At 59.6% G+C, this 23,859-nt stretch carries 19 protein-coding genes and 1 pseudogene; 11 read left to right on the top strand and 9 right to left on the bottom strand.

Annotated features, from left to right (window positions below; genetic code table 11):
* Positions 1 to 68 precede the first annotated feature (68 nt).
* Positions 69 to 1,409 (top strand): condensation domain-containing protein, encoded by a 1,341-nt coding sequence (locus T424_RS0113305; RefSeq protein WP_027488167.1) that lies wholly within the window; start codon positions 69 to 71, stop codon positions 1,407 to 1,409.
* Between the two features lie 36 nt (positions 1,410 to 1,445).
* On the opposite strand, the gene T424_RS0113300 is transcribed toward T424_RS0113305, so the two are convergent.
* The 4 genes from T424_RS0113300 to T424_RS0113280 form a co-directional block, all read right to left on the bottom strand.
* Entirely contained in the window at positions 1,446 to 1,946 is a 501-nt protein-coding gene (locus T424_RS0113300; RefSeq protein WP_027488166.1) for an RES family NAD+ phosphorylase, read from the bottom strand.
* A gap of 6 nt (positions 1,947 to 1,952) precedes the next feature.
* Positions 1,953 to 2,303 (bottom strand): antitoxin Xre/MbcA/ParS toxin-binding domain-containing protein, encoded by a 351-nt coding sequence (locus tag T424_RS0113295; RefSeq protein WP_027488165.1) that lies wholly within the window; start codon positions 2,301 to 2,303, stop codon positions 1,953 to 1,955.
* A 68-nt stretch (positions 2,304 to 2,371) separates the two neighbouring features.
* Complete coding sequence (locus T424_RS0113290) at positions 2,372 to 5,233, bottom strand: condensation domain-containing protein (protein WP_051558972.1); 2,862 nt, start codon at positions 5,231 to 5,233, stop codon at positions 2,372 to 2,374.
* A 280-nt stretch (positions 5,234 to 5,513) separates the two neighbouring features.
* Complete coding sequence (locus T424_RS0113280; RefSeq protein WP_027488162.1) at positions 5,514 to 6,350, bottom strand: siderophore-interacting protein; 837 nt, start codon at positions 6,348 to 6,350, stop codon at positions 5,514 to 5,516.
* Between the two features lie 533 nt (positions 6,351 to 6,883).
* On the opposite strand from T424_RS0113280, the gene T424_RS0113275 reads away from it, so the two are divergent.
* Positions 6,884 to 8,971 (top strand): TonB-dependent receptor, encoded by a 2,088-nt coding sequence (locus T424_RS0113275; RefSeq protein WP_027488161.1) that lies wholly within the window; start codon positions 6,884 to 6,886, stop codon positions 8,969 to 8,971.
* 417 nt (positions 8,972 to 9,388) lie between these two features.
* Here T424_RS0113275 and T424_RS0113270 read toward each other — a convergent pair whose 3' ends face one another.
* The 3 genes from T424_RS0113270 to T424_RS0113260 form a co-directional block, all read right to left on the bottom strand.
* Positions 9,389 to 10,729: an MFS transporter gene (locus T424_RS0113270; RefSeq protein WP_027488160.1), complete on the bottom strand. Its 1,341-nt coding sequence runs from the start codon at positions 10,727 to 10,729 to the stop codon at positions 9,389 to 9,391.
* Positions 10,730 to 11,035: 306 nt separating this feature from the next.
* Positions 11,036 to 12,211: a LysR family transcriptional regulator gene (locus T424_RS0113265; protein WP_027488159.1), complete on the bottom strand. Its 1,176-nt coding sequence runs from the start codon at positions 12,209 to 12,211 to the stop codon at positions 11,036 to 11,038.
* Between the two features lie 250 nt (positions 12,212 to 12,461).
* Positions 12,462 to 13,346 (bottom strand): NAD(P)-dependent oxidoreductase, encoded by an 885-nt coding sequence (locus T424_RS0113260; protein WP_027488158.1) that lies wholly within the window; start codon positions 13,344 to 13,346, stop codon positions 12,462 to 12,464.
* 176 nt (positions 13,347 to 13,522) lie between these two features.
* Between T424_RS0113260 and T424_RS0113255 the strand changes: the two genes are divergently transcribed.
* From T424_RS0113255 to T424_RS0113210, 9 genes are all read left to right on the top strand, one after another.
* A complete protein-coding gene (locus T424_RS0113255; protein ID WP_027488157.1) occupies positions 13,523 to 14,257 on the top strand; it encodes a PIG-L deacetylase family protein in 735 nt (244 codons plus the stop codon).
* Between the two features lie 280 nt (positions 14,258 to 14,537).
* On the top strand, positions 14,538 to 15,497 hold the full coding sequence (locus T424_RS0113250; RefSeq protein ID WP_027488156.1) for a VOC family protein: 960 nt from the start codon (positions 14,538 to 14,540) through the stop codon (positions 15,495 to 15,497).
* 1 nt (position 15,498) lies between these two features.
* Positions 15,499 to 16,170 (top strand): 4-carboxy-4-hydroxy-2-oxoadipate aldolase/oxaloacetate decarboxylase, encoded by a 672-nt coding sequence (locus tag T424_RS0113245; RefSeq protein ID WP_027488155.1) that lies wholly within the window; start codon positions 15,499 to 15,501, stop codon positions 16,168 to 16,170.
* Positions 16,163 to 17,218, top strand: coding sequence for a 4-oxalomesaconate tautomerase (locus T424_RS0113240; RefSeq protein ID WP_027488154.1), 1,056 nt, complete (start codon positions 16,163 to 16,165; stop codon positions 17,216 to 17,218). The genes T424_RS0113245 and T424_RS0113240 overlap by 8 nt, the downstream gene beginning before the upstream one ends.
* Before the next feature lie 299 nt (positions 17,219 to 17,517).
* Positions 17,518 to 18,372: a branched-chain amino acid ABC transporter permease gene (locus T424_RS0113230; protein ID WP_027488153.1), complete on the top strand. Its 855-nt coding sequence runs from the start codon at positions 17,518 to 17,520 to the stop codon at positions 18,370 to 18,372.
* The gene (locus T424_RS0113225; RefSeq protein WP_051558970.1) at positions 18,369 to 19,415 is read left to right on the top strand and encodes a branched-chain amino acid ABC transporter permease; all 1,047 of its coding nucleotides are present in this window, start codon (positions 18,369 to 18,371) and stop codon (positions 19,413 to 19,415) included. The genes T424_RS0113230 and T424_RS0113225 overlap by 4 nt, the downstream gene beginning before the upstream one ends.
* The gene (locus tag T424_RS0113220; protein ID WP_027488151.1) at positions 19,412 to 20,164 is read left to right on the top strand and encodes an ABC transporter ATP-binding protein; all 753 of its coding nucleotides are present in this window, start codon (positions 19,412 to 19,414) and stop codon (positions 20,162 to 20,164) included. The genes T424_RS0113225 and T424_RS0113220 overlap by 4 nt, the downstream gene beginning before the upstream one ends.
* Positions 20,157 to 20,867, top strand: coding sequence for an ABC transporter ATP-binding protein (locus tag T424_RS0113215; protein ID WP_027488150.1), 711 nt, complete (start codon positions 20,157 to 20,159; stop codon positions 20,865 to 20,867). Before T424_RS0113220 ends, T424_RS0113215 begins: the two co-directional genes overlap by 8 nt.
* Positions 20,868 to 20,916: 49 nt before the next feature.
* The gene (locus T424_RS0113210; protein WP_027488149.1) at positions 20,917 to 22,083 is read left to right on the top strand and encodes an ABC transporter substrate-binding protein; all 1,167 of its coding nucleotides are present in this window, start codon (positions 20,917 to 20,919) and stop codon (positions 22,081 to 22,083) included.
* 345 nt (positions 22,084 to 22,428) lie between these two features.
* Here the strand turns inward: T424_RS0113210 and T424_RS22895 are convergent, their stop codons facing one another.
* Together T424_RS22895 and T424_RS23075 are read right to left on the bottom strand one after the other, a co-directional pair.
* On the bottom strand, positions 22,429 to 23,196 hold the full coding sequence (locus T424_RS22895; RefSeq protein ID WP_169737301.1) for a siderophore-interacting protein: 768 nt from the start codon (positions 23,194 to 23,196) through the stop codon (positions 22,429 to 22,431).
* Between the two features lie 249 nt (positions 23,197 to 23,445).
* Positions 23,446 to 23,760, bottom strand: a pseudogene (locus T424_RS23075) (PadR family transcriptional regulator); the annotation flags it as partial.
* Positions 23,761 to 23,859: the final 99 nt, after the last annotated feature.

Here is a 23,859-nt window from a genome sequence, read left to right as displayed (position 1 = left end):
TCACAATGCTTGAAGGCGTCCGTTGCGCCACCCCGTCAAGCTTTGAGATCATGAACAAGGAAATATCCATGTCCGCTCGCAGCCATGCCGCTCCGGCCCTGCCCCTCACGCTCCCGCAACTGGATTTCTGGGAGGAGTTCTGCTGCCATCCAGACGAGCCGCTTTCCACCGTTGCCCATGGCATCGAGGTCAGGGGCGAGGTCGATGAAGCAGCCCTGATCCGGGCAATCGAAACGACCATCGCCGAAAGCGATGTGCTTTGCGTGGAGTTCGTCACCCAGGGCGCGGAGAACCCGCCCCGCCAAAGGCTCGATCCCGCCCGCCGTCCAGCGCTTGAGCGCATCGACCTTCGCCATCACGCCGATCCCGCCGCTGAAGCCGAGCAACGCATGAAGGCGGATGTGGAGGCCGAACTCGATCTTACGCGGGATCGTCTTTCGGCGCAGATCCTGTTTCGCCTTGGTGAGCAGCATTATCTCTGGTATCTGCGCGCCCACCATATCATTGTGGACGGCTACGGCCTGACCCTGATGGAAAATCGCTGCGGCCAGCTCTACAGCCACTTCGCGGGCGTCGGACAGGCCGGGCCGTCCTTCCATGCCTATCCCGATTTTCTGGATGAGGAAGAGGCCTATCGGACCAGCCCCCGCCACAAAAGCGATGGTTCCTTCTGGCGCGACTATGTGGCCGGGCTGCCGCCATTGCCGGTCTTGAGCAAGGAGGCAGAGGATTACGGTGCAGCCGGTCTGCATCATAAAGCCACCCTGCCCGGCCTGCTCTCTGAAAGACTTGCCGAAGCCGCGCGGGAATTGCGGATGGGCTGGCCGGACCTTCTGACGCTGCTGAGCGGGCTTTACCTCAACGAAAAGCTGGTCGGTCCCTGGCGCCATCAGGCGAATGGCCTGACCCTGTGGCTGCCATTCATGAGCCGATGGGGCAGTGTCGGGGCGCATATGCCTGCTATGCTGGTGAACATTCTGCCCCTGCATATTTCCAGAATGGATGACGAGACGCTTCGTGGCTTCCTCAGCAGAATGAGTGCAACCATGCGCAAACAGCGCATCCACGGCCGCTACCGGATCGAGGAGATCGCGGCCGATTACGGGATTGCAAAAGGAAGCCGCTTCTTTTTCTCACCGCTGATCAACGTCCTGCCCTTCAGCGCCCCGACCTTCGGCAAGCTGGAGGTCAGACGGCGCGTGCTGGCCAACGGCCCTGGAGACGGCTTCAACCTCACCTATCGCGGCGAGGAAGATGGCAGCGACCTCAGTGTCTCGATGGATTGCGATACGCTGACCACGGATGTTGCAGCCTTCGAGAAGCACAAGGCGGCGCTGCCCGCCTTTCTCGCCGCCGCCCTGGAGCCTGGCGCACTGGATCGCCCGATCGCCAGCCTTGCGACGGGGTGAAAACGGCTCCCACTTTCCGGTCTTAAGTTCTTCCTGTCAGGCACGGGAGAGACGATCTTCGTCATCTATGAGGTGTAAAGCGCAAGGGGCATCCGGCCCCCAGCGCCACAGCACCATATTCAGGTCGCTTGCTGCCGCCCCCGGTGCAAAACTGCGGACGATAAGCCCACTGAAGCCTGCTGCCATCAGGCTTTCGGCAAAGCGCTGCGTGGCAGAAAGCCCGTGCAGCGCCATGTCATCCCGCCATGCGGGCGACGCCAGAACGTCGTCACTCATGGCATGGGACGCAAGGGCACGCTCATCGCGACAGTCGAAGACCAGCTCTATGGCCGCCTCGTAGCTGACAAGCGTCAAGGGTTGAAGGCTTCCCACCTGATTTGCTTCGCGAATGGCCGTGAGGATGGAAAGAGAGGTGTAAAGGGCAGGAACGCCCTTTCTATTGAAGCGCCCGCCATAAAGCTCGGCGCCTCGTCCCGACAGCGGTTCACGGGCATAAACCGGGTTCAGGGCACGGTAAAGCTTGCCATCATAGCGCATGTCGGCTCAGGCATGTATGCCGGCATCGACGGCATCGATATAGTCCAGCACCTCGCCAGCCCGCCCCTCCTGCACGAGCTGCATGGCCGTGCGGCCCGAAAAACCCGCCAGCGGCTCGGAGCGGTACCACGCAAAGGCAATCAGCGCCGAACCAAACCGAGGCTCGACCTTGTTGACGATTTCCACCATCTCCCGTAGCCGCCGCTGCGTCCGGTCAGAGGCGATGCGTTCCTTGCGTTGCACGGCATCCTTGCCAAGGCCAGCCGAGCGCGCCACTTCGCCACTCGTCGTCCTGAAGACCTCGGCAATTTTCTGGGGTGCGAAAAAGCCATTTTCCGCATACTGAACCAGGCCCATTTCAAGCTCCTTCACCATGCATTCTGACGCAATATAGCGTCAGAATGCATGTGCTTCAAGGAGCGCCGTTACAAGAACGCCGGGAGGTCGGCAAGGCTGCGGCTGGCAGCGCCCGGCATTGCAAAGGCCTCGAACACAGCCTGCGCGGTTCGGGTAAGCTTTTCCACCGCCTCTGCGCCGTAGCGGTCGGCGCGATAGCTCATCAGCACCCGGATCATGCGCTCGCCATCGATAATTTCCTCCATCACCTCGAACTGCAAGCCGAGCAGCGATTCATGCTTGTCCGGATCGACCTGACGGAAGGCAATCTCCGCTCCATCGGAACGCTCAAGCGCGCCATTCAGCTTGTTGCGGGCGTGGATCTGGATGAAGACCTCGAAAAGATGGTCTTGCCCCGGCGCCATGCCCAGCGCCTCCTCGATGAGGTCAATGGGAATATCGGTAAAGGGCATGGACGTATTGACCACCGATCTGGCCTGATCGATCAGCGCTCCGACCGTCATGTCAGGCGAGAAGCGCAACCGATGCGCAACGACGGTGGTGAAATAACCGATCGTATCGAAATAGGCGGCATCGGTGCGGCCGGACGCCGAGGTGCCGATCACCAGATCGGTCAACCCGCCGAGACGATGCAGCGCGCCCGAAATGCCGGCATAGGCCACATTGAACAGCGAGGCACTGTTTTCCTTTGCAAGGGCGTACAAGCCCTCGGAGACCTGCCTTTGCAGCTTGAACTCCACCCAGCCGCCCGCCGGAGAGCTGGGCTGGCTGGCTGCCGCCCCATCGCCCTTAGCCGGAAACAGCACCAGTTCCCGCGGCGCATCGCCCAGCATTTCCGTCCAGTAGGCCAGATGTCGCGGGTCCACGCCTTCGGCAAGCTGCTTTCGCGCAAAGTCCTGGAAGGGCGCCGGATTGTTCGGCCATACCACGTCATTACCTGCTGCCCGGGCGCGATAGGCAAGCTTCAGCTCGTCCATCAAAAGATTGACCGACCACTCATCCAGCACGATGTGATGGAAGAGGAAGGAAAGAACCTGATGCGCCTTGCCCGCCTCTTTCACGAAGCGCAGCCTGACCGGCAGCTCACGGGACAGATCGAAACAATAGCCAGCTTCCTGCTGGCGCGTCACACCCTCGCTTTGATCGGTCGTCCAGAACCAGCGATAGTCATCGAGCCGGTCCTCCGGCACCACTTTCTGGGAGACCGTGCCACCGTCCTCGGAAAACAGGCTGCGAAGGCCCGGATGACGCAGAAGCACATCGCGAAAGGCGGCATGGAAAACCGTCTCGTCCACCGGATCGAGGAATTCCAGCGCAAAGGGAATGTTGAAAATATCGCCGAATCCGAAAGCCGAATAGGCCTTCCACAGCGACATCTGCGCCCGTGAAAGCGGCGCGGTTTCCTCGCCTGTACCGCAAGGCGCAGCATCGGCCACCACGGAAAGATGGCGCTTTGCCCGCAGGGCAAGACCACGGGCCGTCGGCGCACTGAACAGATCGTTGAACTGTATCTCGACGCCGTGAAGGCTGAGCAGGCGGCCGATGATGCGGGTGGCAATCAGCGAGTGACCGCCATGATCGAAGAAATCATCTTCAGGCCCCATGGCCGGAGAGGAAAGCGCCTCCCTGAACTCGGCAAGAATGATGTCTTCCATCGTCGTGGCCTGATGAGAGCCCTGCCCGGCGTCGGCGTTTGCGTCGGACCGCACCTCCTGTGCCAGCCAATGCAGGAACCGGTCCATGAGAAAACCACCTGCTTCGGCAGACACGCCTCGTCCGGCCGTCAGCATCAGCTCGATTTCGCCCTGGCCAGCGCCATCACTGCCAATGGAAAGATGAAAATCCGGCCCGTCCTGCAAGGCAGGCAGCGCAAGCGCCCGCGCGGCAAGGCTCGCGGCAGCAAAGAAGCGCTCCGCAGACTGCCGGAAGGCCAAAGTCACTGTCGCGTCCACCACGTCCGGCACATCCGCCGCACTGTCTTCCTTCGCCAGTTGAGAAAGCGCTTCTGTCCTTGTCCGGGGAGATTGCAACAGAAACTGCCGGTTGCCCGTCAGATCGACCCAGCGGGAGGCCATGGCCATTTGCGGGCTTGTGTCACGGGGCAGCGCCATCCAGATCCGATCGACGCCCGCAAAGCCATGCAGGAAGGCCGAAAATTCCGCCCCGACGGCTTCGATCAGCGCCCTGCCGGAGAGATCCGCCAATCCCGCCTGCCGCAAGCTGGCCACCGGTAGGCGCACCTGCCAGCTTGCCAGTCCTTCCATCTTCTCCGGGCCCGGAAAACGCGCATCCTCCGCAGGCCGCAAGATGCAGCTCTCGGCATTCATACGTGCGCCAAGCCAGCCATGACCGGCAAGCGTGGAAACCGGCAGCCGCGCAAGCCTGGCATCTGCCACGTCCCTCGCTGCCGAACCCGCCCCCGCCAGAATCGATGCCAAGGCTTCCATCAGCCGCTCGAGGCTCCAGCTTTCCGCCAGAATATCATGCATGAGCAGGCCAAGGATCACTTCGCCCGCAGTCATGAACACATGCGCCTCGAAGGGCGGCACGGCCTCGCTGTCCGACCCCTGCCGCTGGCGCTGCAAGATGAGATCGAGCGCCGCTGCCCGATGCGGCGTGCTGGTCAGGCTGTAGCATTCTTCCACTGCCGCACCCGAAACGGCAACGAGCGAGCCCTCGTCATTGAAAGCCAGCCGTTGATTAAGCTCCGGATGAGACTGAATGAGACGTCGCAATGCCGAGATCACGCGCAACGCATCGATTTCCGGCGGAAGCGACAAGGCCACAGCCTGCTTCTGCACCATCTCCGGCATTTGCTGCGCCTCAAGCCAGATCTGTTGCTGAAAATCAGACGGCTGACGCGGCGCGATCGCACCACGCATCATCGCCCGCGCATCGTCAAGCTTCACCGCGTGAAGATGATCCGCCATTAATGTCTCCCTGAAATCGATCCGAAGCCTTCCGGCGAACGATCCGCCCGCCCACGCTCCAGCCTTTTGTTTTATTGCCTAAAAAGAAAACCGGAGCCCACTTTCCCTGGAAATGCTTTTTTCTTCGCATTTCCGGACGGGAAACCGGAAGCCACTTTCCCTGGAAATGCTTTTTTCTTCGCATTTCCGGACGGGAAACCGGAGGCCACTTTCCCTGGAAATGCTTTTGCCTTCGCATTTCCGGACGGGAAACCGGAGGCCACTTTCCCTGGAAATGCTTTTACTCATCATAATGATCATGCACCCCGGATGCGCCGCGACGCCAATAGCCGGATGCGCGCACCCATTTTGGATTCATGCCGCGCTCTTCCACCAGAAGACGCCGCAGATCCTTTGCAACAGCCGATTCGCAGCCGATCCAGGCAAATCCATCGCCTTGCGGCAGCGCGCGCTCTCGCAGCGCCGATACGAGCGGAGCTTCAATCGCGACAGACCCTTTATGCCGGTGAACCCAGATCGTCTCCACCTCGGCAGCGCTTTCCATGGGCAACTCGTCTTCCCGGCCATCCACCTCCACCAGCACCAAAGCCCGCGCGGAGGCCGGCAGCTCCGCAAGCCGGCGCTGAACAGCAGGAAGGCCCGTCTCGTCGCTGACCAGCAAATGCCAGTCAAACGTGAAGGGAATGATGAAAGAACCCCGCGGCCCGGCAATCCATGCCCCGTCTCCCGGCTTGACCGCACGCGCCCACAGACTGGCAGGCCCCTCGTGATGGATGGCGAAATCGATGTGGAGTTCATTTTTCGCCGCATCGAAATGGCGGGGCGTGTAATCGCGCGCCAGCGGCTTCAACCCGTCTTTGCGCATTTCCAGACCGTCCGGCCCCACATGCGGCAAAATGGGAACAACATCACCCGGCACGGGAAAAAACATCTTCACATGATCGTCGAAGCCAAGGCTGGCAAAACCCTTCAGCTCCTCACCTCCCAACACGACCCTGACCATGGACCGGCTGAGCACCCGCACGTCCAGCACCTCAAGCTGGCGCAACACCACGGGATAACGTTGACGCCGGGGCGCGCGATCGGGCGTGGAGACAAGACTGTCATGCGTGTTCATGTTCTGAATTTTCCTGTGGCCTACGGTAAACGACCAGCGGATCCGGCCTGCCAACCGCCCACCCGGTCAGGCGCGAAGGCCACCGGGGGTTGTTTTTCTATGTCGGGCCAAGACTATAGCCGCCAAGAGATCGCACTGCAATAAAAACATGGGTGTTTTTATCATGTTTATCGCTGCGACATGGCGCATGTCGAAATAAGGCGTACGTCTATCCGGCTCCGATTTTTCCCACCCCATGCACAGCTCGCGCCATGCACCTATAATTATACGACTTTTCTTGGTATCCGCTCACCAAACACCTGTGGAAAAGAAGGATGCGGGATTGAGCAATGTAACAACCTGGTCACATTTTACCCTTTGCACTTTTAGCGAACCCAATTGATTTGTGCTAAAAATGTTACAATCCACACACAACCCGTAGGTTCAGCCCGACAAACATTGACAAGGGGGTGCGAAATGATGATTACGACACTCAAGTTTTGTCGTGCCTCGCGGGGAGGAATGGCAAAACCCGTGCCTTAAGGGGGATTGTGATGTTTCGAAATGTAAAGGGCTCCCTGTTGCGGAGTGTGAGCGTTGTAACGCTGGCGATGTTGGGCGCCATGCCCGCCTTTGCCGAGGACGCTGCGAACAAGGAAAAAGAGACCGTTCTCGACACGATCGTCGTTACCGGCGAAAAGGTTGAGCGCAGCCTCCAGCGCACCGCATCTTCGGTCGAGGTTCTGACCGACAAGAAGATCAAGGAAGAGAAGACCGGCGACTCGACGGTTTCGGAAGCCACCCGTGACGTTCCGAACGTCGTCTATACCGATACGGTAAGCGCTCCCGTCATTCGCGGTCAGGATACGCAAGGCCCCAACACCGGCTCCATCGCCTTCCTTTCGGGCACGGTTCCGCGCGCTTCCATCGATGTGGACGGCCACTATCTTGGCTATTACGAATATGTGTTCGGCGCCTCCTCCATCTGGGATGTGAGCAGCATTGAAGTGTTCCGCGGTCCGCAGACGACCTCGCAGGGCGCCAACGCCATTGCCGGTGCAATCGTGGTCAATACCAAGGACCCGACCTTCGAACGCGAAGCCGCCTATCAGGCAGAGCTGGGCAGCTATGGCTACAAGCGTGCCTCCGGCGTGGTTTCTGGCGCTCTGGTCGAAGACCAGCTTGCCGCGCGTCTGGCGCTGGATTATTCCGGTCGCAATACCTTTATCGATTACATAAGCAATTCCTTCGCCAAGGGCAATTCGGATCAGGACTTCCAGGAGTTCAACGCCCGCTTCAAGCTTTTGTGGGAACCGACGGAAATTTCCGGCCTGACCGCCAAGCTGACCTATTCGCACAACAACAGCAATCGCCCCAGCCAGGAAGCCGCCTTCGCGCCTTATGACGATCTCGACAGCAAGGCCACCTATATGCCGAGCTGGCGCCAGTTCACCAATACCTGGATCGGCGATGTCAATTACGACCTGGAAAATGGCATCAAGCTGACCAACACGACGCAATACAGCGACAGCAATGTCTATCGTATTTCCAACGTGCAATCGAATGGCAGCGCCGACATTCTTCAAAATACGATCTCGAACGAAAGCCGCGTGACCTTCGGGGACGAAGAAGACAAGCTGAGCGGCTTCATCGGTGTTTACTACGCCCATACCGATTCCGACGAAACGCTCTACCTGACCCAGACGTCCGTCTTCAAGGACAAGAAGGACAATCTCGGCGTCTTCGGCGAAGCCAGCTATCGTTTGACCGACGACTGGAGATTGACGGGCGGCTTGCGTCTTGAGCATGACCAGGTTCAGCGCACAGGCTATTACGCGACCGGCGGCAGCCAATACGCTATCGATTATGACGAGAGCTTCACGGCCCTGCTGCCCAAGGTTTCGTTGTCTTACGACATCAACCCGGACTGGACCGTCGGCGGCCTTATCAATCGCGGCTACAATCCGGGCGGCGTCTCCATCAATACCAGCACCCGCGAATGGCTGACCTTCAAGGAAGAAACGCTCTGGAACTACGAGCTGTTCAACCGCGCCAAGTTCCTGGATGACCGTCTGGTCCTCGGCACCAACGTCTTCTACATGGATATGAAGAACGCCCAGCGTTATGTCGGCGTTTCCCTCGGCAACGGCCTGACGCAGTATTACACGGTCAATGCCGACGAGGCCTATGCCTATGGTCTGGAACTGAGCGCCGAATACGAGGTGCTGGACAATGTTCGCCTGAAGGCCTCTGCTGGCGCCATGCGGACTGAAATCACCAAGATGTCCAGCAAGACCGAATATGAGGGCAATGAATTCCAGAAGTCTCCGGGCTTCATGGGTACCTTCGGCGCAAGCTGGGATATAACGGACCAGATCACGCTTTCGGGTGACGTTCGTTACACCGATGGCTACTATTCCGACGATGCCAACGACGCCCGCTATGCCGTGGACGCCTATACCATTGCCAATGCCCGCGTCAGCTACAAGCTGAACGACAAGGTCGAATTCTACAGCTACGTCAAGAACATCTTCGATGAGCGCGTACCGACCTTCATGCAGGCAAACCGCTCTGTCGGCCTTACCGAAGCCAGCATGACGGCGCCGCGCACCTTCGGCATCGGCATCCGGGGCAGCTTCTGAGGTGCTTCCCCGCCTCACGGATTGGTGAAGCCTCATGCCTGCTTTGACCATCCGTTGGAAACGAAATTTCCGACGGATGGCAGGCAGGCACCGGGCGGACGCCATCACATCCACGCAAAAAGCTACGGAGGGTCACGCCAAGTGACCCTCCGTTTTGCATTGTGCAATTCCGAATCTTTTCCGGGGTGGCGCACAGCGCCGTACGTTCTATGAAATTCAACAAGACACGACGCAAAGATTTCCGTGCGAGTTTCCGGCAAAAGGGATTGATGTCTCGCAACAGAAACGGTCCAGGCAAGCCCGGAAGACACCACAAAAAGCCCGGTGACGGAACCGTCACCGGGCTTGGAACATCGTCTTGACGTCTGTTTCAGGCGGGCTATCAGTACTGATCTGCGCCACTTGGGGGCTTATGTATCAGGCCTTGGCTTGCGCCACCTTGCCGCTGCGGCGGGCGCTCAACGCGGTTATGGAAATGGCGACGGCGCCAAGCACGGCCGGAATGGCCAGAACCGTGAAGATACCCTTGAAGTCCCAGCCGAAGCTCAACAGGACGCCACCGATGGACGATCCGAAAATGCTGCCCAGACGGCCAACGCCGAGCATCCAGCTGACGCCGGTTGCCCGCGCCTGCGTCGGGTAGCATCCCGGCGCAAAGGCGTTGAGGCCGGTTTGGCCACCGCTCATGCAAAAGCCGACAACGGCGACGATCATGGCAAGCATTGCCGATTCCAGACCGGAAAGGCCCAGCACCACCAGGGCCAGCGCCCCAAGGAGGTAAGCGGCGGCAATGGCGCGCTGCGCGCCGAAGTAATGCATGAACACCCCGACCACCACGGCGCCGATCGTGCCACCCAACTGGAACATGGCCGTCACATTCGCAGCCGTCTGCATCGGCATTCCGGCATCGCGGATCATGCTCGGAAGCCAGCTTGTGGTGAGATAAATCACCAGAAGGCCCATGAAGTAGCAGATCCACAGCATGAAGGTGCGTAGCGCAAAGTTTTTCGAAAACAACACGCCAACCGGCTGCTTGGATTCAACACGCTCTTCCGTCAGCGTGAAGCGGTCAACGCCATCAAGCCTGGAACCGGAGACAGATGCGAGAACCGCGCGGATGCGATCGGCAGGGTGATTGCGCACCACCATGTAGCGCACCGATTCCGGCAGAAAGACCAGCAGCGCCACGAAAAGCACCAGCGGCAACGCGCCACCGAAATGCAGAACGGACTGCCAGCCATGGGCAGGCAGAAGAAAGGCCGCCACGAAACCTATGATGGCCGAACCGAGATTGAAGCCGGTGAACATGGTGGCCAGCAACAGCGAGCGACGCTTTTCCGGCACATATTCAGACAGAAGCGTCGTGGTATTCGGCATGGCGGCACCAAGACCAAGACCGGTAAGAAAGCGCAAGACCGCCATTTGCATGGGCGACTGGGCGTAGGCCGTCAGGAAAGTCAAAACCCCGAAGGCAAAGACGGAGGCGAGCAGAACCTTGCGACGCCCGATCAGATCGGAAGACGAACCGGCAAAAATCGCGCCGATCGCAAGGCCCACGGGTGCAGCACCCATGACAAGCCCGAAGGCTGATTTGGAAATTCCCCATTCCGCGGTGATGGCAGGGGCAAGAAAGCCCATGATTGCCACATCGATCCCGTCGCAGAAGACGATCAGAAAACAGAGAACGGTCAATAACCATTGCCGGGCGGACATGCCGCGGTCATCGATGAAAGATTTGACGTCGAGAGTTCCGGTCATAGAACTTCATTCCTCCCATAGGGCTAGAGCATTTCCAGGAAAAGTGGAGTCACGGTTTTCCGTGCGGAAATGCTCAAAAACAAAAGCTGTTTCGCAACAGCTCCCCCGTTTCCGTCACGAGCTGTTGCCGCGCGGCGAAGATATGGAAGACGAGGCACGCGCCTCTTCTCGCACCGCCTGAACGCCTCCAGCGTCAGACCAAACTCCTCACCTTGGGCAGCAGCATTAGGTCAGGCAGGCGCGCTTCACCATTTGGAAAGACGGGAAAGGCCATAAGCGGAGGCTATACCGGACAGTCACCGGCAATTATGCCGCATCGCCGCTCAAAGCTTCCAGATGGTCGAGAAAGAGGCTTTGGGCAGCCGTCGGCAGCCATCCCATGCGCCGCGTCAGACCAATCGGGCGGCGCGTATGCGCCAGGTCAACATTCAGGGCGGTGACAAGGGACCGATCGATTTCGGCCCGCGCCTGACCGCCGGAGATAAAGCCAAGGTGGTCGCTGCGATCAAGAAGCTCCCGCATCAGAATGAGCGATCCCGACTCGACAATGCTGACCGGAAGATCGCAACCGCTATCGTTGAAAAGCGCTTCGAAATGCAGACGGATCGGTGTTCCCACCGTCGAAACGACCCAAGGATAGGCCGCCAACTCCTCCACCGGGATCCGATCGCGGCCGATCAGAGGGTGGTGATGACCCGCCACGATGACGACCGTATCGTAAAACAGGACAGATTGCTCGACATCGCCGATCGGCGGCGGATCGCGCAAGGCGCCGATGAGGAAATCGATCTCCCCCCGCCGAAGACCAGCAAGAAGCTCGCCATAAGCGCCTTCCACGACCTGAATAGGCAATCGTGGGCGCTGTTGACGAAAGCGCGCAATCGCCGTGGGAAGAATATAGGAGCGCGACAGAGGCATGGAGCCGATCACCAGCCTTCCAGCTTCCTCCGAACGGTGATCGGCAAGATCGGCTTCTGCCTGAGAAAGCTCGGCCAGCGCAAGGCGGGCTGCCTGCGCCAGAACCTGGGCGGCCCGCGTTGCCATCGTGCCATAGGCCGTGCGCTCGAAAAGCGGCCGTCCCGCCTCCCGCTCCAATTGCGAAACGGCGCGATGCACGGTGGGCTGCGACACACCCATGCGCCGCGCCGCCAGCGTGTAGTTTTCCCGTTCGCGCACCGCGATCAGCGCTTCGAGCTGAGAAAAGGTGGCCGTGACCTTCAGCCGCGGCGCCACCTCCTCGAAAGCGGGATCAAGAAAATTCAGCGCGCGGCGAACGCGCCGCGCCAGCACATCGCACAGGGAATTGGCAAACAGGCCATGCGGACTTCTGGTAAACAAGACCTCGCCCACCATGGCCTCGATCTTGGAAAGAGCCTGGGTGACGGCAGGCTGGGACACATGGCACAATTCCGCCGCCCGCGTGACCGAATGCGTATCGACAACCGCCAGCAGAACGCGCAGATGCCGAAGATTGAACCGCATGACCCTTCTCCAATCGCCAGCCCCCAAGACGGACCTGCCATCCTTACAGCGCCGTGCGTTTTATCAAACGCACGAAGGACGCTGTAAACCTTTAAATCTGCTGCATAATTTTCACCTTAAATCGATTCCGATTTAAGGAATTATGCAGTAAACAATAGTCGCGTTAAGGATGAATTGAAGGTGATATTGAGCCCGGACTTGCCTTGATGTTCGCAAGGGTCATCTCTGCAACAAGCGATGAGCCGCGTCTTTAGCCTCTGCTTTCCAGAATACGATCGAGACGCAGGGCAAGATTATCCTCGCCGCCCTCCATACGAAGCCCGGCAATCTCATCCTGCCACTCGGCTATTGCCGTCGCAAGCCGGTTGGAAATGCCATAGTCGCTCAGCGTTTTGGCCACTTCCCGCATTTCGGCGGCACGGCGTGCGCCATGAACCATCATTCTTTCCAGATTATAGGAGAACCGCTTTTGCCAATCAATGCCGGGGTCGGAAGCCTGAAGGGAGGCGATAACGGCATCTTCGACGCCTGCGCGTCTTGCCGCGAGCATGGATTCAGCCGTCAGGGCCTCCAGCCCCTTGATGATGACAGAACGCATCATCTTGATGGCAGATGCCTCACCCACACGGTTTCCGGCAATCTTGCCCTGCATTCCAAGAGCCGAGAGATAATCAAGCGCCGGTTCGGCATGGGGACCGGCGATCAGAAGCGGGGTGCGATGGCGCAAGGGATGGACCGGAGCCATGACCGCAACATCCACATATCGGCCACCCGCCGCCTCGATCACCTCGGCATTCTGCGCCTTCGTCACTGGCGAACAGGAATTACAGTCGAAGAAAAAGGCGCCAGCGGCAAGGTGGGGCGCAGACTGGGCGGCCGCATCTGCCGCGCAGTCGGCCGTGACAAGGCTGAAAACGCCGCCCGCATCGCGCAGCGCCTCGGACGAAACGGGGCAAAGCACAACGCCAAGCTCTTCTCCCGCTTTCTCCATCGACGGAGCGGCCTGCGCATCGGCAAGCTTCGGATCAAACGCCGCCACCTCGCTTTCTTCCCCGCGTGTCCAGCCGGATGCAAAGGCGCGCGCCGCCTCACCAAAACCCGCAATGGCTATTTTCCGATGATTGATCATGGTCATGGACCTGCTGCGCTCCTCTCGCCGCATTCTTGAATTATGCCAATTTCTAACGGCGCGACGCCGTGAAATGCCAGCCATTATAGCAGGATCTTATGACGGGCGCGGCTCTTCCGAATTGTCGCCTCCCGTATTTGGGGCCAGAACTGCGGCGGGAAACACAATCGAGGGAGACAGTCATGTCCGAGAAAAAAACCGCGCTGGTCATCAGCGCCCATGCTGCGGATTTCGTTTGGCGCTGCGGCGGAGCCATCGCTCTCCATGCAGACAAGGGTTACGAAGTCACCGTTGTCTGCCTTTCCTTCGGCGAGCGCGGTGAATCGGCCAAGCTGTGGAAGGATGCCGGCATGACGCTCGATCGCGTCAAGGCCGCCCGCCGCGCCGAATCCGAAAAGGCCGCCGAAGCGCTTGGCGTGCATAACCTGATTTCCTTCGACCTCGGCGACTATCCCTTGCGCCTGACGGACGAGGACAAGTTCCGTCTGGTCGATGTCATTCGCGACGTGCAGCCCTCCTTCATGCTGAGCCACTCGCAGTTCGATCCCTATAACACCGACCACATGTATGCCACGCAGGTGGCGCTTGAAACACGCATGATCGCGCAGGCCTGGGGTCACAATCCGGGCCAGAAGGTTCTGGGCGCCCCGCAACTCTACCTTTTCGAACCGCACCAGACCGAGCAGATGGGCTGGAAGCCGGACGTTTTCCTCGACATCACGCCCGTCTGGGAAAAGAAGTGGGCCGCAATCCAGTGCATGGAAGGCCAGGAGCATCTCTGGGCCTATTACAAGAATGTCGCCGAAAACCGCGCCAACCACTTCATGCGCAATTCCGGCGGTCAGTCCGGCGGGCGCAAGGCAAAATATGCTGAAGGCTTCCAGTCCTTCTTCCCGCGCACGCTGGACGAGCTTTGAGGGCCTGAACAAGCGTGATCCTTCCGCCTTTGACCGAAGGCATCCGGGATTGCGCTTGACCTGTTGAAATAGGGATCGTTTCTCTTGCGCCATCAGCCTTGGGAAGCGATCCGAAAGCCAGGCAGCCATGGCGGCGCCTGCGCCATGAGGATGCAGCAACAACCTGCCACAGCCCCGGCACATTGGGGAAGCGCCCGCCCATCCCGGCGTGGACGCTCGCGTAACAACGCGGCTCCGCTTGACAAGCATCCGCTGTGGCAAATTTGGATCGGGAGGAACAATGGAAGCCTGCTTTGATATTGCCCATCTGGGGCATGTGGAAATTCTCACCAATAAATTTGACGAAAGCCTCGACTTTTTCACCCGCGTCTACGGCCTGAAACTGTCGGGACAGGACGATCAGTCCGCCTATCTGCGTGCCTGGGACGATTATGAATATGCCTCGCTGAAGCTGACCCGTTCCGATACGACGGGCGTTGCCCATATCGGCTATCGCGCCGCCTCGCCCGAGGCTCTGGAGCGCCGCGTGGCGGCCATCGAGGTCTCCGGCTACAAGGTGATCGGCTGGAACGATGGCGATCTCAGCCATGGCCGCGCCTTTCGCTTCGAAGATCCCTTTGGCCATGTCTTCGAAATCTATTACGACACCAACTGGTATGCACCGCAGGACGAGGCCGAAAAGGCAGCGCTCAAGAACACCGCGTCAGCCTTTACGGGTGCCGCACCCCGGCGCATCGATCACCTCAATCTGCTTTCCGCCGATGTCACTGAATTCAAGCGCTTCATGCAGACCTGCCTGGGTTCGCGCGTCACGGAATATATCCAGCTCGACAACGGGCGCCTTGGTGGCTGCTGGTTCACGGTCAACAACAAGACCTATGATCTGGCCTGCACGGAAGAACATGGCGGCGGCAATGCGCGTCTGCACCACGTGACCTATGCCACGGACCAGCGGGAAGACATTTTGCGCGCTGCCGATATTTTCCTGCAAAATGGCGTTCATATCGAAACCGGCCCGCACAAGCACGCGGTGCAGGGCACCTTCTTCCTGTACGTCTGGGAGCCTGCCGGAAACCGCATCGAGCTGGCCAATGCCGGTGCGCGCCTCATTCTGGCGCCCGACTGGAAGCCTGTGGAATGGACCCAGACCGACCGTTTGAAGGGCCAGGCCTGGGGCCTGAAGACCATCGAGACGTTCCACACGCACGGAACGCCTCCCATAGCCAAAAAGGAGCATTGATATGGCTGTCGTCGTTCAGAACATCGAGCGGGCCTCGTCCGACACGATCGACAGGCTGGCCAAGGCTGGCGTGGCGACCGTGCATGAAGCACAGGGCCGCAAGGGCATGTTGGCAAGCTATATGCGCCCCATCTATGCCGGCGCGCAGATCGCCGGTTCGGCGGTGACGATTTCCGCCCCTCCCGGCGACAACTGGATGGTCCATGTGGCCATCGAACAGATCAAGCCCGGTGACATTCTGGTTCTCGCGCCCACCAGCCCCTGCGACAACGGCTATTTCGGGGATCTTCTGGCCACCTCCGCGCAGGCGCGCGGCTGCCGCGGCCTGATTATCGATGCGGGAGTGCGTGATATTCGCGATCTCACCGCCATGCAGTTTCCCGTCTGGTCCAAGGCCGTCTCGGCTCAGGGCACGGTCAAGGAAACGCTCGGCTCCGTCAATGTTCCGGTGGTGTGCGCCAGCGCCTATATCGAAGCCGGCGACATCATCATTGCCGATGACGACGGCGTTTGCGTGGTCAAGCGCGCCGAGGCCGAAACGGTGCTGGCGGCAGCCGAACAGCGCCTTGCCAATGAAGAGGCCAAACGCAAGCGTCTGGCGGCCGGTGAACTTGGCCTCGACATTTACAACATGCGCGAGACCCTGGCTGCGAAGGGGCTGAAATATGTCTGAGGACGGTATTCGCTGCCTGTGGATGCGCGGCGGAACCTCCAAGGGGGCCTATTTTCTCGCCGAGGACATGCCCGCCGATCCCGCCGCACGGGATGACCTTCTGTTGCGCATCATGGGATCGCCCGATCCCCGGCAGATCGACGGGATCGGCGGCGCCGATCCCTTGACCTCCAAGGTGGCGATCCTGTCGAAGTCGTCGCGTGCGGATGCCGATGTCGATTACCTGTTTCTTCAGGTCTTCGTCGATCAGGCTCTGGTCAGTACGGCCCAGGGCTGCGGCAATATCCTTGCCGCGGTCGGCCCTGCGGCAATCGAGCGTGGGCTGGTAAAGGTTGCGGGAGACGAAACCGAGGTCCGCATCCACATGGTCAATTCCGGAGAAGTCGCCATTGCCCGAATTGCCACCCCGGAAGGCCGGGTGAATTACCATGGCACCGCCTCCATTGCCGGGGTGCCGGGTCGCCATGCTGCCATTCCCTTGCTGTTTGCCAATATTGCAGGCTCCATGTGCGGGGCCTTGCTGCCGACGGGCAAGGAAGTGGATGTCATCGATGGCGTGGAAACCACGCTGATCGATAACGGTATGCCCTGCGTTATCCTGCGGGCCAGCGATTTCGGCCTTACGGGAACCGAAAGCCGCGAGGCGCTGGAGGCAGACGAGGCCCTCAAGGCGCGCATCGAAGCCATTCGCCTCAAGGCAGGACCGATGATGAATCTTGGCGACGTCAAGGAAGCATCCGTCCCGAAGATGACGCTGGTTTCCGCACCGTCTGCGGGTGGGGCGATTTCCACGCGCAGCTTCATTCCGCATCGGGTTCATGCATCCGTCGGTGTCTTTGCCGCCATAACGGTTGCCACCGCGACGCGCCTTTCCTCCGGCCCGGCTGCGGCACTGGCCGTTCAGCCGCAGGATGGCCGCTTCCTTGTCGAACATCCAACCGGCGACATGGAGGTTTTTCTCGATCTGGCCGAGGATGGCGCCATCCGTGGCGCCGGAAACATCCGCACGGCACGCAAGCTGTTTGACGGCATGGTCTTTCCGCGCTGAACAACGGGCGAAAAATTCCACCGGCATGAATGTGGGCACCCCCCTGAAAGATGAAGGTTCCTGTTGCACCCAGCAGGAGCCTTTCTTCGTTTCGTTCAGCCCCGAATGCCAAGGCCTCTTTTTCGATTTCGCATGAAATTCAGGGCCGAGCGAAAATTTTATACACTCATCTATAGCCTTTTCTTATGCCATGTTCACCATTTTTAAATGGGAAAGATTCCCCGTTCAAGACATGGTGCTGGAAAGATTGCCCGCGGGAGGAGAACCGTGGATCAGTTTTACCCGGACTGGGAGGATCAATGCTCACCCTTTTGTTCGACGGCCTTGCCTATGGTATGCTGTTGTTTGTACTGTCCTGCGGCCTTGCCGTGACGCTTGGATTGATGAATTTCATCAATCTCGCGCATGGAGCCTTTGCCATGGCGGGCGGCTATATCACCGTGCTGCTGACCAACAGGATCGGTCTGCCATTTCTGGCCACCTTGCCCATTGCCTTCGTGATGACGGCTCTTGTCGGCGGCGTGCTGGAAAAGCTTCTTTACAAGCCGATGTATGAGAAGGGGCCGCTCGATCAGGTTCTGTTTTCCATCGGCATCGTCTTCATGGCGGTTGCTGGCGTGGATTATCTGGTGGGATCGCAGCAGCAGATCCTCAATCTTCCCGAATTCCTCAAAGGCCGTATAGAAATTGCGGGCGTGGGCATCGGCGTCTACCGCGCCTTTCTGATCGTCGTCTGCGGCCTTCTGGCTGTCGGCCTTCAGCTCATCAATAGCCGCACCCGTTTCGGCAGCCAGCTCCGGGCCGCGGTGGACGACCGGCGGGTGGCGCGCGGCGTCGGCATTCAGGTCAACACGATTTTTGCCGTCACCTTTGCCGTCGGCTCCGGTCTTGCCGGTCTTGGCGGCGCGCTGGGCGCCGAAATCATCAGCCTCGATCCGACCTTTCCGCTGAAGTTCATGGTCTACTTCCTGATCGTCGTTTCCGTCGGCGGCACCTCCACGCTCTATGGCCCTCTGGTCGCATCGCTGCTTCTTGGCATGGCCGATGTGCTGGGCAAATATTACGTTCCCTCGCTCGGCGGCTTTGTCATCTATTTCGTTCTTGTGGCCGTTCTCGTTTTGAAGCCGCAAGGCCTGTTTTCAAGGGGGCAATGATGACCTCTCCGGTTCTTTCCCCCTCCCTGCGCCGCGTCAGCACAGCCCTTGGACGCAGCCGGCGCTTCGGCCTTCTCGAAATCCTGTTCTGGCTGCTGGCGGTTGCCGCCTGGTTCCTCCTGCCGGACTATCATCTCATTCTCAACGAGGTGATCGGCTTTGCCATTCTGGCCCTGTCGCTGGACCTCATCCTTGGCTATGCGGGCATGGTTTCGCTTGGTCAGGCTGCGATGTATGGGTTGGGCGCCTATGCCGCCGGGCTTTATTCCATCCATGTCACCGGCGAACCCATCAGCGGCCTGCTGGTTGGCGGCGCCTGTGGAGCGCTGGCCGCCTTTTTCACGGGCTTTCTGCTGCTGCGCGGTGCAGACCTCACCCGCCTGATGGTGACGCTCGGCGTTGCCGCCGTGGTCATGGAAATCGCCAATCAGGCAAGCTGGCTGACGGGCGGCGCCGACGGCTTGCGCGGCATGGAGATGCAGCCGCTGTTCGGCCAGTTCGAATTCGACATCTTCGGCCAGACGGCCTGTGCCTACAGTCTTGGCGTGCTGTTCATCCTGATGATCGTCGCGCGGATCCTGCTCTCTTCGCCTTTCGGCTATTCGCTGCGCGCCATTCGCGACAATCCGCTGCGGGCCTCCGCCGTCGGCATTCCTGTCAATGCGCGGCTGATTGCCATCTATACGCTGAGTGGCGCCTATGCGGGCATTGCGGGCGCCCTGTTTGCCCAGACGCAGCAATTCGTGTCACTCGATGCGCTTTCCTTCCAGAAGTCGGCAGATGGACTGATGATCCTGACAATCGGCGGAACCGGCTATCTTTACGGCGGCCTGATCGGCGCTCTGGTCTACGAAGTCATTCAGGATGCACTCTCCAACGTCACGCCGCAATATTGGCAGTTCTGGATCGGCCTTCTCCTGGTGATCTTCGTTCTTGTTGGCCGCGAACGCCCGCATCAGGCCGTCGCTGCCATGACGCAGCGCCTGGCACGGCTTTTCAGCCGCAAAACCGGCCACCGCCCCTCGGGTGAGGAAAATTCATGACCGCCGTTCTCGAAACCCGCCACCTCAACAAAGCCTTCGGCGCGCTGAAAGCCACGACCGACGTGACCTTCCGCCTCGAACGGGGCGCCCGCCATGCCCTCATCGGCCCGAACGGCGCCGGAAAAACAACTTTCATCAACCTGCTGACAGGGGTTTTGACGCCCTCCTCCGGCGAAATCCTGCTGGAAGGCAAGCCGATCACCAGCCTGAAGCGCGAAAGCCGCGTGCAACGGGGTCTGGTGCGCACCTTCCAGATCAACCAGCTTTTCGGCCAGTTGAGCGTCGTGGAAAGCCTTGCGCTGGTGATTGCCGAACGCATGGGCCACGGCTGGAACCTGATGAAGGGCATTGGCCGCATTCGCGGCATCGATGCCGAAATCGCCGGGCTTCTTGCCGATTTCGGGCTGGACAGCGTGGCGGAGGACCGGTGCGCCGACCTGCCTTATGGCAAGCAGCGCCTGCTCGAAATCGCATTGGCCATTGCGCTGAAGCCGCGCGTGCTGCTGATGGATGAGCCCGCTGCGGGTGTGCCGGAGGCTGATCGTCAGGAAGTTCTTTCCCGGCTTGCGGCGCTGCCATCGGATGTTTCGATCCTGCTGATCGAGCATGACATGGACCTCGTCTTCACCTTTGCCAGCCGCATTTCGGTGCTGGTGTCGGGGGCGCTGTTTGCCGAAGGCACGGTGGATGAGATTGCGCATGATCCGCGCGTCAGGGAAGTCTATCTGGGAGGCGCGCACCATGACTGATGTGTTGACGCTGGAAAACCTCACGGCTGGCTATGGCCGTGCCGTGGTGCTGCAAAAGGTCAGTTTCAACCTTGAGCAGGGCAAGGCGCTGGCGCTGCTGGGCCGTAACGGGGTTGGCAAGACGACGACGCTCAACAGCATTGTCGGATTGACCCGCTATCATTCCGGGCGGGTGATGCTGAACGGTCAGGACATCAGCCGTCTTTCGCCAGAGCGGCGGGTGGAAGCCGGTGTGGGCTGGGTGCCGCAGGAGCGCGGGATTTTCCGCTCACTGACGGTTGAGGAGAACATCACCGCCTCGGCCCGGCCCGGTCGCTGGACACTGGAAGCCGTCTACGACCTCTTCCCCCGCCTGCGGGAACGGCGGCAGAATTTCGGCAACCAGCTTTCCGGTGGCGAACAGCAAATGCTGTCCATCGGCAGGGCGCTGGCATTGAACCCGAAAATCCTGCTGCTGGACGAACCGACAGAGGGACTTGCGCCGATCATCGTCGAGGAATTGCTGGCCTCCATTCGCCGCATCGTGCGCGAGGAAGGCATGGCCGCAATCATCGTGGAGCAACATGCCCAGCAGATTCTGGCCATCACCGATAGCGCCGTCATTCTTGATCGCGGCGCGGTGGCCTTCTGCGGAGAAAGTGCCGCCCTTTCGGCGGATAAGGCAACCCTTGGCCGCTTTCTGGGGATTGGCGGCGAGGAATAAAGGGCGACGCACTTGCAGTTGCGCCCGATTTTTTAAAATGGAGGAGACCATGTTGAAAAGAAGAACAATGTTGGGCGGTATTGCCGCCGCTGCCATGCTGGCCGCTTCCGGCGCGGCCATCGCCGCCGATGCCGTCAAGGTTGGCGTCATCATCCCGCTCACCGGCGGCTTCCAATCCAACGGGCGCCAGATCAGCGCCGCCCTCAAGACCTTCGTGGCAACGCACGGCGATACAGCCGGCGGCAAAAAGGTCGAGTTCATCGTCAAGGACGATGCATCCACGGCGGACAACGCCTTGCGGTTGGCGCAGGAACTCGTGACCAAGGATCGCGTCTCGGTTCTCACCGGCTTCGGCAATACGCCGGCTGCCCTTTCTGTCGCCCAGCTTTCCAAGCGCGCAAAAATCCCGCAGGTGGTCATGGTCGCGGCAACATCGTCGATCATGGACGCCTCGCCCTATATGGTGCGCGCCTCCTGGACCGTTCCGCAAATGGCAAGCGTCATCGGCCAATGGGCGGCGAAGAACGGCACGAAGAAATTCGTCAGCATCGTTTCCGACTACGGGCCGGGCGCCGATGCCGAAACCTGGTTCCAGAAATCGCTGGAAGCCAATGGCGGCACGGTGATGGAAAAGCTGAAGGTCCCGCTTGCCAACCCCGACTTCTCGCCCTTCCTGCAAAAGGCTGCGGATCAGAAGCCTGAGGCGCTGTTTGTCTTCGTTCCGACGGGTGCCGGCACGGCTTTCATGAAGCAGTTCGTGGAACGCGGCCTCGACAAGAGCGGCATCAAGGTCATTGCCATGGCCGACGTGACCGATGACGACCTGCTGAACAGCATGGGCGACCCGGCACTTGGCGCGATTACCGGCGGCCCCTATTCGGCAAACCACAACTCGCCGGAAAACAAGGCTTTCGTTGCCGCCTTCAAAAAGGAAAACAACGGAATGCGTCCGAACATGGTGGCTGTTGCCGCCTATGACGCCCTGGACCTGATCTACAAGACCCTGGATAAAACCAAGGGCGATGCCACCGGCGACGCCTTCATGGCGGCGGCAAAGGGCATGGAAATCAACAGCCCGCGCGGTCCGATCTCCATCGATCCGGCAACACGCGACATCGTGCAGAACATCTACATGCGCAAGGTGGAACGCGTCGATGGCGAGCTTTACAACACCGAGTTCGAAACCATCGAAAAGGTCAAGGATCCGGCTCATTAGAGCATAATCCGACCGGAGTGAAACGAGGATCGACAAGATTATGCTTCAAAAAGAAAACGTTAGAGCGCCGATCTGATTCAATCAGATCGAAAAGCGCTCTAATATCAAAGCTCGCAGATGCTAGAACATTTCCAGCAAAAGTGTAGTCGGTTTTGCGTCCGGAAATGCGCCGAAACAAGAAGTTAGAGCATTGTAGGTGAACCCGTGTTCACCGGAAGTGCTCTAACGCATCCTCGCTTTGAAAGGATCTCGATTATCTCAACTGCGGCAAAGGCTTGAGATATTCGAAAAGCAACAAAATATTGGATGAGGTCCGGTAAACTGCTGTTTACCGGACCTCATTTTTTACTCATCAAACTTTTCAACCGTATCCGCCTTGCCCTGAACCCAATAGCCGGACGCTTTCAGCCAAGGCATCGGATGACCCCGCTCTTCCACCAGATAACGTCTGATGGCACGGGCGACAGAGCCCTCGGCTGCGATCCACACAAAGGTCGAAGGCTCGATCTCCATTGTCTTCAGTTTTTCGAGGTAGGGAACAGCATCGGTCGGATCGGCACGATGCAGCCAGTGCATGTCGAGCCTTGCCCCGGTTTCGAAGTTTTGCTCATCCGCCCGATCAGGGACGGCCGCAACGACAGAAACCGGTACGCCAGCCTGCATTTCTTCCAGACGCCGCCCAATGGAAGGAAGCGCCGTCTCGTCGCCGATCAACAGCCATGCCGCGATCGAGCCGCCAATAATCTGCGAGCCGCGCGGTCCACCAATCTGCAACCCGTCCCCAACCTTGGCCGAAAGCGCCCAGCGGGTCGCGGGTCCGGCTTCATGCACGGCAAAATCGATGGTCAATTGCCGCTTGACCGGATCGAAGAAGCGCGGCGTATAATCGCGCATGGCAATACCGCCGTCACCATCCGGCACGAAGATCTTGATGTGATCCGCCGGAGAGAGCGATGCAAATCCTTGCAACTCATCGCCACCCAGAACAATGCGGATCATTGCGGGCGAAAGCCGCTGGACATCCACGACAGTAAGCTGTCGGCGGCGAAGCTCATGCTTGACGCGCTCGATCACCGGCAATGCTTCGTTCTGCGATCCTGTATCCGTGCTCATTTCCTGCCTGTTCCTTTTCTCCATGCCCTCGCCCGCGCCATCCTCGATGCGGCGCGCCGCCTCGTGCAGAATTGCGACCACCCGTTCGACCGCGCCGTCTTCCACATCCGGGCGCTTCAACTGACTGCGCAAGGCAGTTTTCAATGCATCCATCGCCTCTGCCACGGCCAGAGGCGCACCATGGCGCCCACCGCGTTCGATGCGGGAAAGAAGATGCTGCAAGGCCGATCTGTTGGCCGACAGAAAATCCCGGCCTTCCGGGGTGATGCCATAGGTCTTGCGATTTCCCTCGCTCTCGCCGATGACGGCAAAGCCTCCATCCTCAAGCCATGCCAGGGTTGGGTAGAGAACACCCGGACTTGGCGTATAGCGGCCGCCGGATTGCTCCTCCACGGCGCGTATCAGCTCATAGCCATGGCGCGGCTTTTGACCAATCAGCGACAGGATCAGCAGGCGCAAATCGCCGTAATCCAGCAGGCGCCTGCCGGGGTGATCGTGGTGGCGGTGATGCCCTTCGCCGGAAGCTTTCCGGGAAGGCCTTTTATCGTTTCCATCATGTTTCATGGCGCATATCTATATCTCGATATATCGACTTTCAAGATATATCTGATTTTTATTTTCCGGCCGAAACCCGTTCTTTGCGCTTGACGCGCCGAAAGGGAA

The organism is Allorhizobium undicola ORS 992 = ATCC 700741 (assembly GCF_000621665.1).
GTDB classification, from domain to species: Bacteria; Pseudomonadota; Alphaproteobacteria; order Rhizobiales; family Rhizobiaceae; genus Allorhizobium; species Allorhizobium undicola.
This window is presented reverse-complemented; position numbering and strand designations above follow the sequence as displayed.